This window comes from Collimonas fungivorans, from assembly GCF_001584145.1.
Taxonomy (GTDB): Bacteria; Pseudomonadota; Gammaproteobacteria; order Burkholderiales; family Burkholderiaceae_D; genus Collimonas; species Collimonas fungivorans.
Genome location: NZ_CP013232.1, coordinates 751,257 through 766,531, shown reverse-complemented (window position 1 = coordinate 766,531; position 15,275 = coordinate 751,257). Strand labels below are relative to the sequence as shown.

The window sequence follows — 15,275 nt, the reverse complement described above, 5'->3', positions numbered from 1 at the left end:
TTATGCATACCGCTCTATCCTTTATCCAGGATTTTTCATGAAACGACTATTTTTCATATCCCTGCTGTTGCTAAGCGCCGTGAACCTGGCGCATGCAGAAAAAGCAGACTCCGAAAAACCGACGCTGATCGATTCCGACCAGCTCACCTATGACGACGTCAAACAGGTCAATGTCGCCACCGGCAACGTGGTCCTGACACGCGGCACGCTGCTGATGAAAGCCGACCGCGTGGTGGTGACCACCGACCCATCCGGCTACCAGTTCGCCACCTTGTACGCGGATCCGGGAAAACTCGCCACGTTCAAGCAAAAACGCGACGGCGGTCCTGACCTGTGGATCGACGGCCATGCGGAACGCATCGAATACGACGGCAAGACTGAAATCACCAAGCTGTTCTCCAAGGCGCAAATGCGCCGCCTGCAGGGCGACAAGCCGACCGACGAAGTCAACGGCGAGTTCATTTCCTACGACAGCCGCACCGAATTCTATTCGGTCAACAATACCGTCAACGGCAACAGCCAGCCGGGCGCCGGACGCATACGCGCCGTCATCCAGCCGCGCCCGAAGGCGCCGCAATGAGCGCCGCAGTGAGCACATCAGTGAGCGGCGCTCCCAGCACCCTGATCGTCAAAGGTCTGCAGAAAAGCTACGGCGCGCGCCAGGTGGTGCACGATGTTTCGCTGGAAGTCCGATGCGGCGAAGTGGTCGGACTGCTTGGCCCCAATGGCGCCGGCAAGACTACATCGTTCTACATGATCGTCGGCCTGGTGCCGTCGGACGGCGGCGAGATCGACCTCGACGGCGTCGACATTTCGCGCTTGCCTATCCACAGGCGCGCGGTGCTTGGCCTGTCGTACCTGCCGCAAGAGGCGTCGGTATTCCGCAAGCTGACGGTGGAAGACAATATCCGCGCCGTCCTGGAACTGCAGCGGCCCAACGGCAAGCCGCTCACCAAGGCCGAAATCGACGAGCAGCTGCAGAAACTGCTGCATGAACTGCAAATCGAGAAGCTGCGTGAAAACCAGGCGCTATCACTGTCCGGCGGCGAGCGCCGGCGTGTCGAAATCGCCCGCGCGCTAGCCACCAATCCGCGCTTCGTGCTGCTGGACGAACCGTTTGCCGGTATCGATCCGATCGCCGTGATCGAAATCCAGCGCATCGTCCGCTTCCTCAAGGAACGCGGCATCGGCGTGCTGATCACCGACCACAACGTGCGCGAGACACTCGGCATCTGCGACCGCGCCTATATCATCAACCAAGGCAGCGTGCTGGCCAGCGGCAGTCCGGACGACATCATCGCCGATGAGTCGGTGCGGCGCGTGTACCTGGGCGAGCATTTCCGCATGTAGCTTCAGCGGAACGCAACTGAACGGTCGGGGACAGGCAATTCGCCGCGCTGCTGCGGCAGCCTGCCCCGAACAAAGAAATGCAAGTGAAAATTCAAGTGAATTGTCTGCACGGAAGCCATGAAACAATCACTCCAGCTACGCACCTCGCAGCATCTTGCGCTGACGCCTCAGTTGCAGCAGTCCATCCGGCTGCTGCAATTGTCTACGCTCGAACTGCACCAGGAGCTGGAACAGATCCTGTCGGACAATCCGCTGCTGGAACGGGTCGACGACCCGCTCGATAACTCCGTGCGCCTGCTGGCGGACGGCGCCATCAGCGGCACCACGTCAACCATGGACGCGCCGGTGGGCGACAGCGAAGTGAGCAGCTCGCCGAGCGAAAGCGAAGCCGGCCTGGACACACCGCCGGCCGTCGAAAGCGGCGCGGAAAGCGGTGACAGCGAATGGAGTTTCGACGACGTCGCGCGCAGTTCGAAGACGCCGGATGACGAAGATGCGCGGCCGCAGCTGGAAGCCCACGAATGCACCCTGCGCGAACACCTGTTGCAGCAGATGCGCGAGACGCTGAACGACATACGCGACCGCGCCCTGGTCGAACTGACCATCGATGCGCTGGACGACAACGGCTACCTGGAAGAATCGCTGGAGGAGATCCTCGAGCGCCTGCCGCCGGAACTGGAGATCGCCATCGAAGAACTGTCGACGGCGCTGAAGATGGTGCAGAGTTTCGACCCGGCCGGCGTCGGCGCCCGCAATGCCGCGGAATGCCTGGGCTTGCAGATCAGGCGTTTTATCAAAGTGCCATTTGTCACGCGCCGCCTGGCGTTGGCGATCGTACAAGACCACCTGATGCTTTTTGCGCAACGCGATTTCAACAAAATCAAGAAAGCGCTCGACTGCGACGACGAGGACCTGCGCGAGGCGCAGGCCGTCATCAAGCAGTGCAATCCGCATCCGGGCGCAGCGTTCGCCGCCAACACCTCCGACTATGTGGTGCCGGACGTGATCGTCAGGCGCAGCAAGCAGGGCTGGCAGGTGATGCTGAACAATGACGTCATGCCAAGGCTCAGGGTAAATGTCCTGTATGCCAACATTCTCAAGCAAAGCAAGGGCGACGGCGCCCTCACTTCGCAGTTGCAGGAAGCCAAGTGGCTGATCAAGAATATGCGGCAGCGTTTCGACACCATCCTGCGCGTGGCGCAGGCAATCGTCGAGCGCCAGAGGAATTTCTTTTCGCACGGGGCGGTCGCCATGCGGCCGCTTGTGTTGCGTGAAATAGCTGATACACTGGGACTACACGAGAGTACTATTTCTCGTGTAACCACTCAGAAATACATGCTCACTCCCCACGGGATGTTTGAACTGAAGTATTTCTTCGGCAGCCATGTTGCTACTGAGGCAGGTGGAGAGGCTTCCTCAACGGCAATCAGGGCACTCATTAAGCAATTGATAGGAGCGGAAGATACAAAAAATCCTTTCTCTGACAGCAAGATTGCCGACATGCTTGCGGAACAAGGTATGGTGGTTGCCCGCCGCACCGTCGCAAAATATCGCGAAGCACTGAAAATTCCGTCAGTTAATTTACGCAAAGCCTTGTAGTTTTTTCTGGTTTGATTGTAAAGCTTACCCTTGCTGTGTGCTGACCAAGCGGGTTTCATTGGTTCTTGCCAGGACAGTTTGTAGTGAACCGTCCGCTTAAAGATCCTGCGTATCCTGCTCCGGACCGCCAGCAATATTCTTGATAGGAGCGCTGTATGAACTTCACCATCAGTGGGCATCACCTCGAGTTAACCCCTGCCATTCGCGAATACGTACAAAGCAAACTAGAGCGTATCAAACGCCATTTCGACCAGGTCATCGATATCAGCGTGATCCTGACGGTCGACAAGATTACTGAAAAAGAAAAACGCCAAAAAGCGGAAATCAATCTGCGCGTAAAAGGAAAAGATCTGCATGCCGAAAGCATTGCCCATGATCTTTATGCCGCCATCGACGCCCTGATCGACAAGCTCGATCGCCAGGTGATCAAGTACAAGGACAAGATGCAAGACCACCAGCACGATGCCATCAAGCACCTGCCGGAAGAACTCCCCGCCGCGACCTGATCCGGCCTGCGCGAGCTGTGTGGCTCGCGCCAATAAATGAACAAGGGCGCAGTCAATGCGCCCTTTGTTATTGTCAAACTTAGTTTCAAACCATATTATTGTTTATCGCTGCCAGGCGCTTTTACTTCAATGCGCCGAACACCTTGCCGATAATCGCGCTGCCGGCGCCGACCGGGTCCTGGCGTATGGCTTTCTCTTCATCGCCGATGATGGTGTACAGGCCGTCCAGCGCGCGCTGCGTGACATAACCTTCGACGGTACTCTGCTGGGCCGGCACCATGCCGGTCTTGCCGACTTGTCCCATGACCGAATTGTATTGCGCCGACAGGCCGTTGCGATCGGTCACGCCTTTGACGATAGGCAGGAATTTCTGGCCCAGCTGCGCCGAAGTCTTTTGCTTGAAGAAATCGGTCACCGAGGTATCGCCGCCGGTCAGGATATTTTTTGCGTCGGTGACCGACATCGATTTGACCGCATTCAACAGCAAGGGCTTGGCCAGCGGCACCGCCTGTTCCGCGGCATGGTTCATCGACACCACCAGGTCGTCCAGCTTCTGTCCCTGGCCGGTCATCCGCAACAGCGGCATGGCTTTATCGAGCACGCTGGGCAAGCCGATCTTGACCTTGTCGTTGTTCAGGAAACCGTTCTCGACGCCCAGCTTCGACACTGCAACATCCGCGCCCTTTTGCAATGCGGCTTTCAGGCCGCTGCTGGCGTCCTGGTTGCTCAGGTCGCTTAGCGATAAAGCCAGCGCAGCGGAAGCCGCCGCCGCCAGGGTCAAAGTCACTGCCGTTTGGTATATGCGTCGCATGGTGATCCTCATGAGGTTATATGGATAACGACAAAGTCTAACCCAATTTGTTGCGATTAGATCAAGAAGCTGAAAATGGCCCTGCTGCCCGAATATCAATTAAAGATGGCCTTCGTCCACCAGGAACAGGCGCCTGTGCTCGCGTATCGCATAACGGTCGGTCATGCCGGCGATGTAATCGGCAATCGCGCGCGCCTGCGAATTTGCACCGGCGGCGCCAGCTTGGTCGAGCTGGTAGTCGGGCGGCAGCAGGTTCGGTTCGGCGCTGAAACAGGCATACAGTTCGGCGACGATGCGGCGCGCCTTGGCCGTCATGCGGTTGACCAGGTAATGGCGATACAGGTTTTCGCGCAGGAAGCGTTTCAGCAAGGCAGCCTGTTGCGCCATGCCGTCGGAAAATGCAATCAGGGGCGGCGCATTGCGCACGTCGTCGACGCTCTGCAGGCGGGCATCCAGGATTCGTTGCTGCGAGGTCTGGATCAGGTCGGTGATCAGGGCATTGATCATGCGCCGCACCGTCTCGTTGATCGCACGGCGCCCGCCCAGGCCCGGAAACAGCCGTTCGACCTCGCGGCTATGTCTTGCGTAGAAATCAATCTGGTTCATCTGCTCCAGTGTCAGCAAGCCTGAACGCAGGCCGTCGTCGACATCGTGGTTGTTATAGGCGATCTCGTCGGCCAGGTTGGCGACTTGCGCCTCCAGGCTCGGCTGCTTGCGCTGTATGAAGCGCTCGCCGATATCGCCCAGTTTCTTGGCATTGGCCAGCGAACAGTGCTTCAGGATGCCCTCGCGGGTCTCGAACATCAGGTTCAGGCCGTCAAACGCACCGTAGCGCTGTTCCAGCTGGTCGACCACACGCAGGCTCTGCAGATTGTGTTCGAAGCCGCCATGGCCCTCCATGCAGTCATTCAAGGCATCCTGGCCGGCATGGCCGAATGGCGTATGTCCGAGGTCGTGGGCCAGTGAAATCGCTTCCACCAAGTCTTCGTTCAACTGCAGGTTGCGCGCAATCGAGCGGGCTATCTGCGCCACTTCGATGCTGTGCGTCAGGCGCGTGCGGAACAGGTCGCCCTCATGGTTGACGAATACCTGGGTCTTGTATTCCAGGCGGCGGAATGCAGTGCAATGAATGATGCGGTCGCGGTCGCGCTGGAACTCGCTGCGGGCGCTGGGTGGCGTTTCCTCGAACAGGCGTCCTCGCGACAGCGCAGAATGTGCGGCATAGAGAGCAAGGGACGCTTCCGGATTCATTGTGGCAAGTCTCCCGAGGCCAGTTGCTGCAGCGTCGCCAGCAGTGCGTCTTGCGGCGCGCCGGTGATCAGGTGGCCGCCCAATGGTTTCATCAGGATGAACTTGATCTGGCCATCTTCATTTTTCTTGTCGATCTGCATCAGCTCCAGCCAGCGCTGGGCGCCAAGGTTGGGCGCCTCGGTCGGCAAGCCGGCGGCGCGCACCAGCGCGCTGACGCGTTCCTTGTCGACCGCGCTGATATGTCCCAGCCGGTGCGACAGGTCCGCTGCCATCACCATGCCGCAGCCGACTGCTTCACCGTGCAGCCATTTGCCGTAGCCCAGGCCGGATTCGATCGCGTGGCCGAAGGTATGGCCGAAATTCAGGATCGCGCGCAAGCCGCCTTCGCGCTCGTCTTGCCGGACCACGTCGGCTTTCAGTTCGCAGGAGCGGCGGATGGCGTAAGCCAGGGCGGCATTGTCGCGCGCCATCAGCTTGCCGATATTGGCCTCTATCCATGTGAAGAATTCGGCGTCGATCACGGCGCCGTATTTGATCACTTCCGCCAGCCCGGCCGACAGCTCGCGCTCCGGCAAGCTGTGCAAGGTCATGGTGTCGGCGATCACGGCTTGCGGCTGGTAGAAGGCGCCGATCATGTTTTTGCCGAGCGGGTGGTTGATGCCGGTTTTGCCGCCCACCGAGGAATCGACCTGCGCCAGCAAGGTAGTCGGAATCTGCACGAACGGCACACCGCGCATGTAGGCCGAAGCCGCGAAACCGGTGAGGTCGCCGATCACGCCGCCGCCGAGGGCGATCAGCGTCGTCTTGCGGTCGCACTTTGCGCCCAGCAGGCGGTCGAAAATCTGCATCAGGCTGGCCCAGTTCTTTTCTTCTTCGCCGTCCGGCAACACGATTTCCAGCACACTCTTGCCGGCGTCTTTCAATGCCTGGCTAAACCCCTGCAGATAAAGCGGCGCGACGGTGGTGTTGGTTACCACGGCGACCTGCTTGCCAGTGATCAGGCGTGCGATCCGCTCGCGGTCGTTCAGCAGCGACGGCCCGATCTCGATCGGGTAGCTACGCTCGCCCAGTTCTACCTGGAGCGTGATGGTCGGCGCCGGGGCCGGCGGAGTGGACTGCTGGGTTAACTGTTGATCCATGGACGAATTCGGTGAATTAGGAACGATAGCGCCGGCCTGGTTGTTAACTGTACCCGATCCCTGCCCGGGTTCGTCGGGCAGCAGGTCCAGCTGGCTCAAAATGCTGTGTACCAGGAATTGTACGTTAGGTCGGCCGGTGTCGATGACAATGTCGGCCACGTCGCGATAATACGGCTCACGCTGCCGCGACAGTTCTTCCAGGCGCCGGCGCGGATCGGCAGTTTGCAATAACGGCCGGTTCTTGTCGCGGCTGGTGCGCTGCAGGATATTGTGGATGCTGGCACGCAGGTAAATGACGGTGCCGCGGCTTTTCAGATATTCGCGGTTTTCCGGCCGCATGACGGCGCCGCCGCCGGTGGCCAGCACGATGCCGCGCCTGCCGCTGAGGTCGCGTATTACTTCCGTCTCGCGCTGACGAAAGCTCTCTTCGCCTTCTATTTCAAAAATCAACGGAATCGAGACGCCGGTACGCGCCTCGATTTCGTGATCCGAATCAATGAATAGCTTGTTGAGTTTTTTTGCCAGAGCGCGGCCAACCGTAGTCTTGCCCGCGCCCATCAGGCCTACCAGAAAGATATTGCCTGTGTACCGCACCATTTCACCACTCAACCTTTTGCTCAAAATGCAGACACCGGTGTCAAAACCGGTGTCTTCTGTGCAATTAGTGCCCAGCGAGCCGGTCGATGACGATCTTCGGTGTCAGGAAAATCAATAATTCAGTTCGTTTGTTAACAACTGCCGTTTGTTTGAAAAGATAACCCAGAACCGGAATATCTCCAAGCAATGGTACTTTACTAACATCATTTGAAATTGTCTGAGTATAAATACCGCCGATCACCACCGTCCCGCCGTTTTCAACCTGGACCTGGGTCTGAACATGCTTGGTATTGATTGCAACACCGCCTGGAACCGTCGCGCCCACGCTGTCATTGGTCACATCCACTGTCAAAATGACATTGCCGTCCGGGGTAATTTGCGGAGTCACTTCCAGCTTCAGATTGGCTTTCTTGAACTCTACCGATGTAGCGCCGCTGCTGGTTGCATTCTGGTATGGAATTTCAGTACCTTGTTCAATCAGGGCTTTTTGCTGGTCGGCTGTAACCACGCGCGGGCTGGAGATGATCTTGCCTTGGCCGTCCGCTTCCAACGCCGACAACTCGAGGCTGATGAATTTCGACGCAGCGGAATTGAACAGGGTCAAAGCCACCGAACCTGCCGTACCAGTACTAGGATTAGCCGGCAGATTCACCGAATTTCCGCCGGTGCCTGGAATTGCTCCGTTTGTCGCGGTAGTCGGAGTGAGCTGCGTGCCGCCGGCGCTGACATTGTTGCTATTGAAGCCAAACCCGAGCTTGGCGCCAAGATTACGGCTGAAGCCGTCATTCGCTTCGACCATGCGCGCTTCGATCAGGACTTGCCTGGAAGCGATATCGATTTTCTGCACCAGGTTGCGGATATTTTGCAAGATGGTCGGCGTGTCGGTAACGAACAACTGGTTGGTGCGCGGATCGATCACGGCGCTGCCGCGATTTGACAAGATTGTGTTCTTCTTGCCGCTGCCGCCGCCACCCGAGTCGTCAATCCCGAAAACTTTCTTGAACGCTTCAGCTTTCTGATAGTTCAGCTGGAAGGACTCGGTGCGCAACGGCTCCAGTTCGGCAATTTGCGAACGCTGTTCAAGTTCCAGCTTTTCTTTGGTCAGCAACTCGTCTTTAGGTGCGATCCAGATGACGGAACCGTTCTTGCGCATGTCCAGGCCCTTGGCCTGCATCACGATATCCAGAGCCTGGTCCCAAGGAACGTCTTTGAGGCGCAGGGTCAGGTTGCCGCCGACGGTATCGCTGGTAATGATGTTCAGGCCGGTAAAGTCAGCAATCACCTGCAGCACTGAACGTACTTCCACGTTCTGGAAATTCAGGGAAAGCTTGTCGCCGCGATACCCTTGTGCGCCTTGCGCCAGTTTGTTCGGATCTTCCTTGATCGGCTTTACTTCAATCACCAGCTGGCTGTCGCTTTGATAAGCGCTTTGCTCCCACAGGCCCTTAGGCTCGATGATCATGCGTACATTCTCACCCTGGGTCACGGTGGTGATCATTTTCACCGGTGTGCCGAAATCACCGACATCGAGCTTGCGGCGCAAGACATCCGGCAAGCTGGTTTTCAGGAAGTCCACCACGATCGTCTGGCCTTGCTGACGGACGTCTACACCAACCTGGGTATTCGGCAAGTCAATCACCACCCGGCCTTCACCCGCGGTGCCGCGACGGAAGTCGATGTCGCGCAGGGCTGGTTTCCCATTCAACAATGGGGCAGGCGCCGGCGCTGCTGCTTGCGCCGCCGAGGCGGCTGCAGGGCGCGCCGGCAAGCCAGCTGCATTGACCGGTGTCGCCAGGCCGCCAGAGCCGTCGATGGTGACGATCAAGGCGTTGCCGTCCATTGCAGTGGCATAGGACAAGGAGCGTTTCAGGTTGAACACCAGGCGTGAGCGGTCGTCCGCCTGCGCCACGACCACGTTGCGCACATCGCCCAGGCTGATATCCTGGGATGTCTTGCCGGTAGCATTGCCGACGCCGACAAAATCGAAAGCGATGCGCGCCGGGCTGATCACGGCAAACGCCGTCGGTTGTGTACTCAGGGGACGCTTGAAGCTGATCTTGACGATGACGTTGGCGCCTTGCTGATTGGCGTTGATCGAAGTGATCGCATTGTCTTCGGCCGCCATTGCCGGCGCTCCGGACACCAGCAAACACAGCAGCGCCCCCAGCATCAAGGCTTTCTGCCGCACCACGCTCAGCTTAGTTACGCTCAGGTTAACGAATTTTTTTCCTGCTGCAATCATTTTGTGCTCTCCTGCAACGCTAACTTGGCTTCGCGCTCGACCCATTCGCCGGACGCATCTTGTACGATTTCTTTCAGAATTACTTCGGACTCCGTGATGCCTGTGACCATGCCGAAATTCTGTCCTATGTAATTCCCCACCTTGGCCTGGAACACGGTCTTGTCGACTTGCAGCAAGACATAGCTCAAACCCACTTTTTGCAAGGTTCCCACCATCTTGATGGTATCCAGCGGATAGTTTTCCAGCGTTTCACGGCGGCGATCCATGTTCGGCTTCAAGCCGTTTGACTTGCCTTGCAGCTTGGCCAGCGCCACCAGCAGCTTGCTGGGGTTGTATGGATCGATGCTGGTCGCGCCGGCATAGGTAAAGGGAATGAATTTCTTCGGTTCGGTCAGCTTCGGGATCCCTATCTTGGTATGGCTCTTGACGTCAGCCATCCACTCCTTCACTTCCTGCACGCCGCTGTCGCCGCAACCTGACAAAGTTGAGATGAATACGACAAAAAATGTCACCTGGGTCAGACGCCCAATGCGAAAAAACGTCATTTTTGACCTTTCTGCTTAGCTGAATCAGTGACTTTGCGCTGCGCCGCCACTTCGTCCTTGTCCAGGTAGCGGAAGGTCTTGGCGATCGCGTCCAGGCTCAGTACGCCATCCTTGCCCGTGGTCAGATTCATATTGTTCAAGGTCACGATGCGCGGCAAGTTGGCGATGTCGCTGGCAAATGAGCCGACGTCGTGATAGTTGCCGGTCACCTTGATATTGATGGGCAGCTCGGCGTAGTAATCCTTCACTACCACCTGGCCTGGCTTGAACAATTCAAATTGCAAGCCGCGCCCGAGGCCAGCCTGGTTGATATCGGACAGCAAGGCATCCATTTCCGCCTTGCTAGGCAATTGTTTCTCCAGGGTCGCGACATAGTCGGCTACTTGCAGTTTTTGCTTCTGCAATGCATCCAGGTTGATGGCTTGCTGGATCTTTGACTTGTACTGTTCTTTCAGCTGCACTTCCTTCTGTTCGCCGGCATTCAGCTCATCCTGCTGATCGCTCCAGTACAAAAACCAGCCTACCAGCAACACCAGCAGGAACACTGCCACGCCCGACAGCACGCGAGGAACTATCGGCCATTGGCCGGGATGGCGGCCATTCAGTCCGCGAAATTGCGCGCTCAGCGAGGCGCTCAGATTATTCATATCCATCACTTGGCGTCTTTCAAGGTTGCTTTGGGCGCGGCTGCCGCCGGGGCTGCAGTGGCGGCGGCGGTTGCCGTCCCCGCAGCTGCCGCCGTTTTTGGCGCGCCTGCCGCAGGGACGCCTGCCGCAGGAACGCCTGCCGCATCTTTGGCGTCCTTGTCAGATGGCCGTTTGATGCCGACATTGACGGTGAAAGCGAAGACGCGCTTGCTATCGCGGCCAGTGCCGCCGATATTGGCGGAACGGATTTCAATCAGGTCAGGGCGTTCCAGCCAGGCCGAATTGTTGCCCAGGTTGCGCAGCAACTCGGACACCCGTTCATTCGACTGCGCATAGCCATTCAGCGCCACCCGCTGTCCTTCCTGCTTGAGGGAGTTCAGGTAGACGCCTTCCGGCACCTGCTTGACCAGCTCATCCATCAGGTACACCGGCTGGTTGCGATCGCTTTGCAGATCCTCGACGGCTTGCTGACGCGCTTTCAACGCTTCGATTTCCTGCTTGAGGGTGGCGACTTCCTTGATTTCGCCGTCCAGGCGGGTATTTTCCGCCGTGATGAAGCGGTTGCGCTCAGTCTGGTTCGAGATACTGTTTGCGAAGAATGCGCCGACCAGCAGCACCACCATCAGGCCAATGATTGCCGACAGCAGCAGCAGGGCGAAATAGGCGTTCTTGCGCTGCTTGCGCTTGGCTTCGCGGTGCGGCAGTAGATTAATCTTGATCATCAGCCAAACCTCCGCATGGCCAGGCCGCAGGCAACCAGGTAAGACGGCGCATCCATGCGCAATTGTTTTTCCCGCACATTCGGCCCCAACTGCATGCCGGTGAACGGACTGACCACCGAAGTGGAAATCTTGGCGCGCCCGGCCACTACCTCAACCAGGCCCGGGATGGTGGCGCAGCCGCCGGCCAGGAACAGCTGGTCGAGGCGGGTGTATGGCGTCGAGGTAAAGAAGAACTGTATCGCCCGCGTGACTTCCAGCGCAGCGCTCTCCAGGAAAGGATTCAGGATTTCCTGCTCATAGCCTTCCGGCAGGTCATTGTTGCGCTTTTTGGTCTCCGCCTCTTCATACGAGAGGCCGTAGGCGCGCACGATGTCCTGGGTCAGCTGGTTGCCGCCAAACGGCTGCTCGCGCTCGTAAATCAGCTGGCCGTCCAGCAACGCCGACACATGCGTAGTCTGGGTGCCGATCTGGAACAGGCCGACAATTTGTCCCTGCCCGGCTTTCGGCAACTGCCCGATGATGCGGTTGATCGCCGCCCGCGCCGCGTAGGACTCGATATCCATCACGGTTGGCTTGAGGCCGGCAGCCTCCGCCACCGCCACCCGGTCTTCAACTTTTTCCTTGCGGGTGGCAGCCAGCAGCACTTCAACGTCTTCCGGAGAATGCTGGGCCGGGCCGATCACGTCAAAATCAAGGCTGACTTCATCCAGTGCAAATGGAATATATTGGCTGGCTTCGGACTCGACCTGCATCTCAAGTTCTTCTTCCAGCATGCCGCTGGCCAGGATGATCTTTTTGGTAATCACCGACGCTGGCGGCATGCCGAGCGCCACCAGCCTGGTGCCGGAGCCGCTTTTTTTCCACAGCCGCCGCACCACTTCCGTGACTTGCTCGATGTTTTCAATATTGCCATCCACCACCGCGCCGCGCGGCAACGGTTCCGAGGCATAGCGCTCCAGGCGCAATTGATCCTTGCCCGTCTCCGACAGCTCAACCAGCCTGACGCCAGACGTACTAATATCAATCCCCACCAGAGGCGGGTTCTTTTTACCGATCAGCGATCCAAGATCTAATGCCAAGAGCATTTCTCCCGAGTATGTATTATTTGGGGAACATTCTGCCTGCAAGGCGGTCGCATTAGCGGTATACCGTCTCGAAGTTAGGAAAAACCTGTAAAACAGGGCTTACAGCAATGTTAAATTTTGTAACGTGAAATCGTAGCAATAAGAGGGGGCTACTGTAAAGAAATTTTCCGCACGGAAATTGTTTAAGTAGTACAAAAAACGGCCCCATAGCGCCTCCGCCCATCCAAATTTGTTTTTTATCGACAATTTCTGTCTGAATTTCGCAACGTAGTTTGCGGTTCATCAAGACCGCATGATGCAGAGCAAGTTTTGAGCCAAGGGCTGTGCCGTTATAATGCGTGGCATCCATCTTTCATAAAACGCATCGAATGACGCCTCCAGACACAGCCAGCGACACCCAGCAGCACTCCCCTCCTCCGCGCCGTCGCCTGCCGCTGCTGCTACGGCTGCTGCTTGGCTTTTTTGGCATTGTTGTCGGCCTGGCAGTTATCGGCTGCCTAACTTTTTTCCTGATGCTGGCGATGGCTTACCCGAATCTGCCCGAACTGGATTCGCTCACCGACTACAAACCCAAGATCCCGCTGCGCATTTTTTCGGCTGACGGCGTGCTGATCGGCGAGTTCGGCGAAGAGCGGCGCAGCCTGGTGCACATCAACGAAATTCCAGATGTGATGAAAAAAGCCGTGCTGGCGATTGAAGACGATCGTTTTTATCAGCATGGCGGCGTCGACTACCAGGGCATCTTGCGCGCCAGCTTTTCCAACCTGACCGGCGGCGGCGGCGGCGCCAGCACGATCACCCAGCAGGTCGCCCGCAATTTTTTCCTGACCAGCAACGAGCCGACCTTCTTCCAGAAGGCGTCGCGCAAATTCCTGTACGAAATCCCGTTGGCATGGAAAATCGAACGCAACCTGAGCAAGGACCAGATCCTCGAGGTCTACATGAACCAGATTTACCTGGGCCAGCGCGCCTATGGCTTTGCTTCGGCGGCACAAATCTATTTCGGCAAGCGGCTGCAGGACATCACCACGGCGGAAGCGGCGATGCTGGCCGGTCTGCCGAAGGCGCCATCGGCCAACAACCCGGTCGTCAACCCGAAACGGGCGACAGTGCGCCAGCAATACATCCTGCTGCGCATGCTGCAACTGGGTTACATCAACGCGGCGCAGTACGAACAGGCCAAGAATGAAGCTTTGCACATCAAGACCGGCGCCAGCGAGTTCGGCATCCATGCCGAATTCGTCTCCGAAATGGCGCGGCAGCTGGTGTACGAACAATTTAAGGAAAATACTTATACGCTCGGCCTCAACGTCTTCACCACCATCACCAAGGCGGACCAGGACGCAGCGTATATAGCGCTGCGCCGCGGCGTCATGGATTACGAAAAGCGGCGCGGCTATCGCGGCCCCGAGGGCTACATGGAAATCCCCGACGGCACCAAGGAAGAAGCCGAAGACGCGATCGAAGTGGAGCTGGCCGACCATCCCGACAGCGACGAGATCGTCGCTGCGGTGGTGCTGGAGGCAAACCCGAAACTGGTGCGCGCGGTGCTGTCCTCGGGCCAGGAAATCAGCATCAGCGGCGCCGGCCTGGGCATCGCCACCAACCTGCTGAGCGACAAAGCGCCGCCGCAGCGCAAGGTCAAGCGCGGCGCCATCATCCGCGTCATGCTGGATGGTAAAAACTGGACCATCACGCAGATGCCGGCGGTGGAATCGGCGTTTGTCGCCGCCGACACCAAGGACGGCGCCGTGCGCGCCCTGATCGGCGGTTTTGATTTCAACCGCAACAAATTCAACCACGTCACCCAGGCCTGGCGCCAGCCGGGTTCGTCGTTCAAGCCCTTCATCTATTCCGCTTCCTTGGAAAAAGGCTTGTCGCCGGCCACCATCATCAATGACGCGCCGCTCAGTTACGGCGGCGGCCAGACCGGCGGCCAGATCTGGCAACCGAAGAACTACGGCAACAAATATGAAGGTCCGATGAGCATGCGCAAAGCCCTGACCAAGTCGAAGAATGTGGTCTCGGTGCGCATCCTGGACAAGATCGGCGCCAAATATGGACAGGAATATGTGACGCGTTTTGGCTTTGATGCTGACAAAAATCCGCCATACCTGACGCTGGCCCTGGGCGCAGGCGCGGTGACGCCGTTGCAAATGGTGGGCGGTTACGCGGTATTCGCCAACGGCGGCTATAAAGTCAGTCCCTACATCATCAGCAAGATTACCGACGCCAACGGCAACGTGTTGTCGCAGGTGCATCCGGAAACCGCCGGCGATGAAGCCAACCGCATCATCGATCCGCGCAACGCTTTCATGATGGATAGCATGATGCGCGACGTAGTGCGCTATGGCACCGCAGTCAAGGCGCTGTCGCTCAACCGCACCGACCTGGCCGGCAAGACCGGCACCACCAACGATTCGCTGGATGCCTGGTTTGCCGGCTACCAGCCATCGCTGGTGGCGGTCGGCTGGATGGGCTATGACCAGCCGCGCAGCCTGGGCGACAAGGAAACCGGCGGCGGCCTGGCGCTGCCGATCTGGATCAGCTTCATGCAGCAGGCGTTGAAGGGTGTGCCGACGGTAGACCGCGTGGTGCCGGAAGGCCTGGTCCATTCCGGCGGCGAATACTATTACGCGGAATACCCGCCGGGTGTCGCTACCCAAAGCCTGGGCGGCGGCGCCACGGCGCCGACGGAGGAAGAAAAAGCCAGGGAAGAAGTCAAGAACGAATTGTTCTGATCACGCCTGGCAGGCTGCCAGCCAAACAAAAGGCTTCCCT

13 protein-coding genes are annotated in these 15,275 nt (G+C 58.2%); 5 read left to right on the top strand and 8 right to left on the bottom strand.

All coding sequences use genetic code 11. From position 1 onward, the window contains the following. Positions 1–37: 37 nt before the first annotated feature. The 4 genes from lptA (at position 38) to hpf (ending at position 3,455) form a co-directional block, all read left to right on the top strand. The gene (gene lptA / locus CFter6_RS03235; RefSeq protein ID WP_061538701.1) at positions 38–580 is read left to right on the top strand and encodes a lipopolysaccharide transport periplasmic protein LptA; all 543 of its coding nucleotides are present in this window, start codon (positions 38–40) and stop codon (positions 578–580) included. Next, on the top strand, positions 577–1,350 hold the full coding sequence (gene lptB, locus CFter6_RS03230; RefSeq protein ID WP_061538700.1) for an LPS export ABC transporter ATP-binding protein: 774 nt from the start codon (positions 577–579) through the stop codon (positions 1,348–1,350). The genes lptA and lptB overlap by 4 nt, the downstream gene beginning before the upstream one ends. A 117-nt stretch (positions 1,351–1,467) precedes the next feature. Beyond that, positions 1,468–2,949, top strand: coding sequence for an RNA polymerase factor sigma-54 (locus CFter6_RS03225; protein ID WP_061538699.1), 1,482 nt, complete (start codon positions 1,468–1,470; stop codon positions 2,947–2,949). Between the two features lie 155 nt (positions 2,950–3,104). Further along, positions 3,105–3,455, top strand: coding sequence for a ribosome hibernation-promoting factor, HPF/YfiA family (gene hpf, locus CFter6_RS03220; protein ID WP_061532045.1), 351 nt, complete (start codon positions 3,105–3,107; stop codon positions 3,453–3,455). Positions 3,456–3,576: 121 nt separating this feature from the next. On the opposite strand, the gene CFter6_RS03215 is transcribed toward hpf, so the two are convergent. The 8 genes from CFter6_RS03215 to CFter6_RS03180 form a co-directional block, all read right to left on the bottom strand. Further along, positions 3,577–4,266 (bottom strand): DUF4197 domain-containing protein, encoded by a 690-nt coding sequence (locus CFter6_RS03215; protein ID WP_061538698.1) that lies wholly within the window; start codon positions 4,264–4,266, stop codon positions 3,577–3,579. A gap of 99 nt (positions 4,267–4,365) precedes the next feature. Further along, entirely contained in the window at positions 4,366–5,517 is a 1,152-nt protein-coding gene (locus CFter6_RS03210) for a deoxyguanosinetriphosphate triphosphohydrolase (RefSeq protein ID WP_061538697.1), read from the bottom strand. Then, entirely contained in the window at positions 5,514–7,253 is a 1,740-nt protein-coding gene (gene aroKB / locus CFter6_RS03205) for a bifunctional shikimate kinase/3-dehydroquinate synthase AroKB (RefSeq protein WP_061538696.1), read from the bottom strand. Before aroKB ends, CFter6_RS03210 begins: the two co-directional genes overlap by 4 nt. Positions 7,254–7,317: 64 nt before the next feature. Further along, positions 7,318–9,495: a type IV pilus secretin PilQ gene (gene pilQ, locus CFter6_RS03200; protein WP_417924784.1), complete on the bottom strand. Its 2,178-nt coding sequence runs from the start codon at positions 9,493–9,495 to the stop codon at positions 7,318–7,320. Beyond that, positions 9,492–10,040 (bottom strand): pilus assembly protein PilP, encoded by a 549-nt coding sequence (locus tag CFter6_RS03195; RefSeq protein ID WP_061538695.1) that lies wholly within the window; start codon positions 10,038–10,040, stop codon positions 9,492–9,494. Before CFter6_RS03195 ends, pilQ begins: the two co-directional genes overlap by 4 nt. After that, the gene (locus CFter6_RS03190) at positions 10,037–10,693 is read right to left on the bottom strand and encodes a type IV pilus inner membrane component PilO (RefSeq protein ID WP_061538694.1); all 657 of its coding nucleotides are present in this window, start codon (positions 10,691–10,693) and stop codon (positions 10,037–10,039) included. Before CFter6_RS03190 ends, CFter6_RS03195 begins: the two co-directional genes overlap by 4 nt. Further along, positions 10,693–11,409, bottom strand: a complete 717-nt coding sequence (locus tag CFter6_RS03185) for a PilN domain-containing protein (protein WP_061538693.1) — start codon at positions 11,407–11,409, stop codon at positions 10,693–10,695. The genes CFter6_RS03190 and CFter6_RS03185 overlap by 1 nt, the downstream gene beginning before the upstream one ends. After that, the gene (locus tag CFter6_RS03180; RefSeq protein WP_236904504.1) at positions 11,409–12,488 is read right to left on the bottom strand and encodes a pilus assembly protein PilM; all 1,080 of its coding nucleotides are present in this window, start codon (positions 12,486–12,488) and stop codon (positions 11,409–11,411) included. The genes CFter6_RS03185 and CFter6_RS03180 overlap by 1 nt, the downstream gene beginning before the upstream one ends. 374 nt (positions 12,489–12,862) lie before the next feature. Here CFter6_RS03180 and CFter6_RS03170 point away from each other — a divergent pair, with 374 nt between their 5' ends. After that, positions 12,863–15,235: a penicillin-binding protein 1A gene (locus CFter6_RS03170; protein WP_236904503.1), complete on the top strand. Its 2,373-nt coding sequence runs from the start codon at positions 12,863–12,865 to the stop codon at positions 15,233–15,235. Positions 15,236–15,275 lie beyond the last annotated feature (40 nt).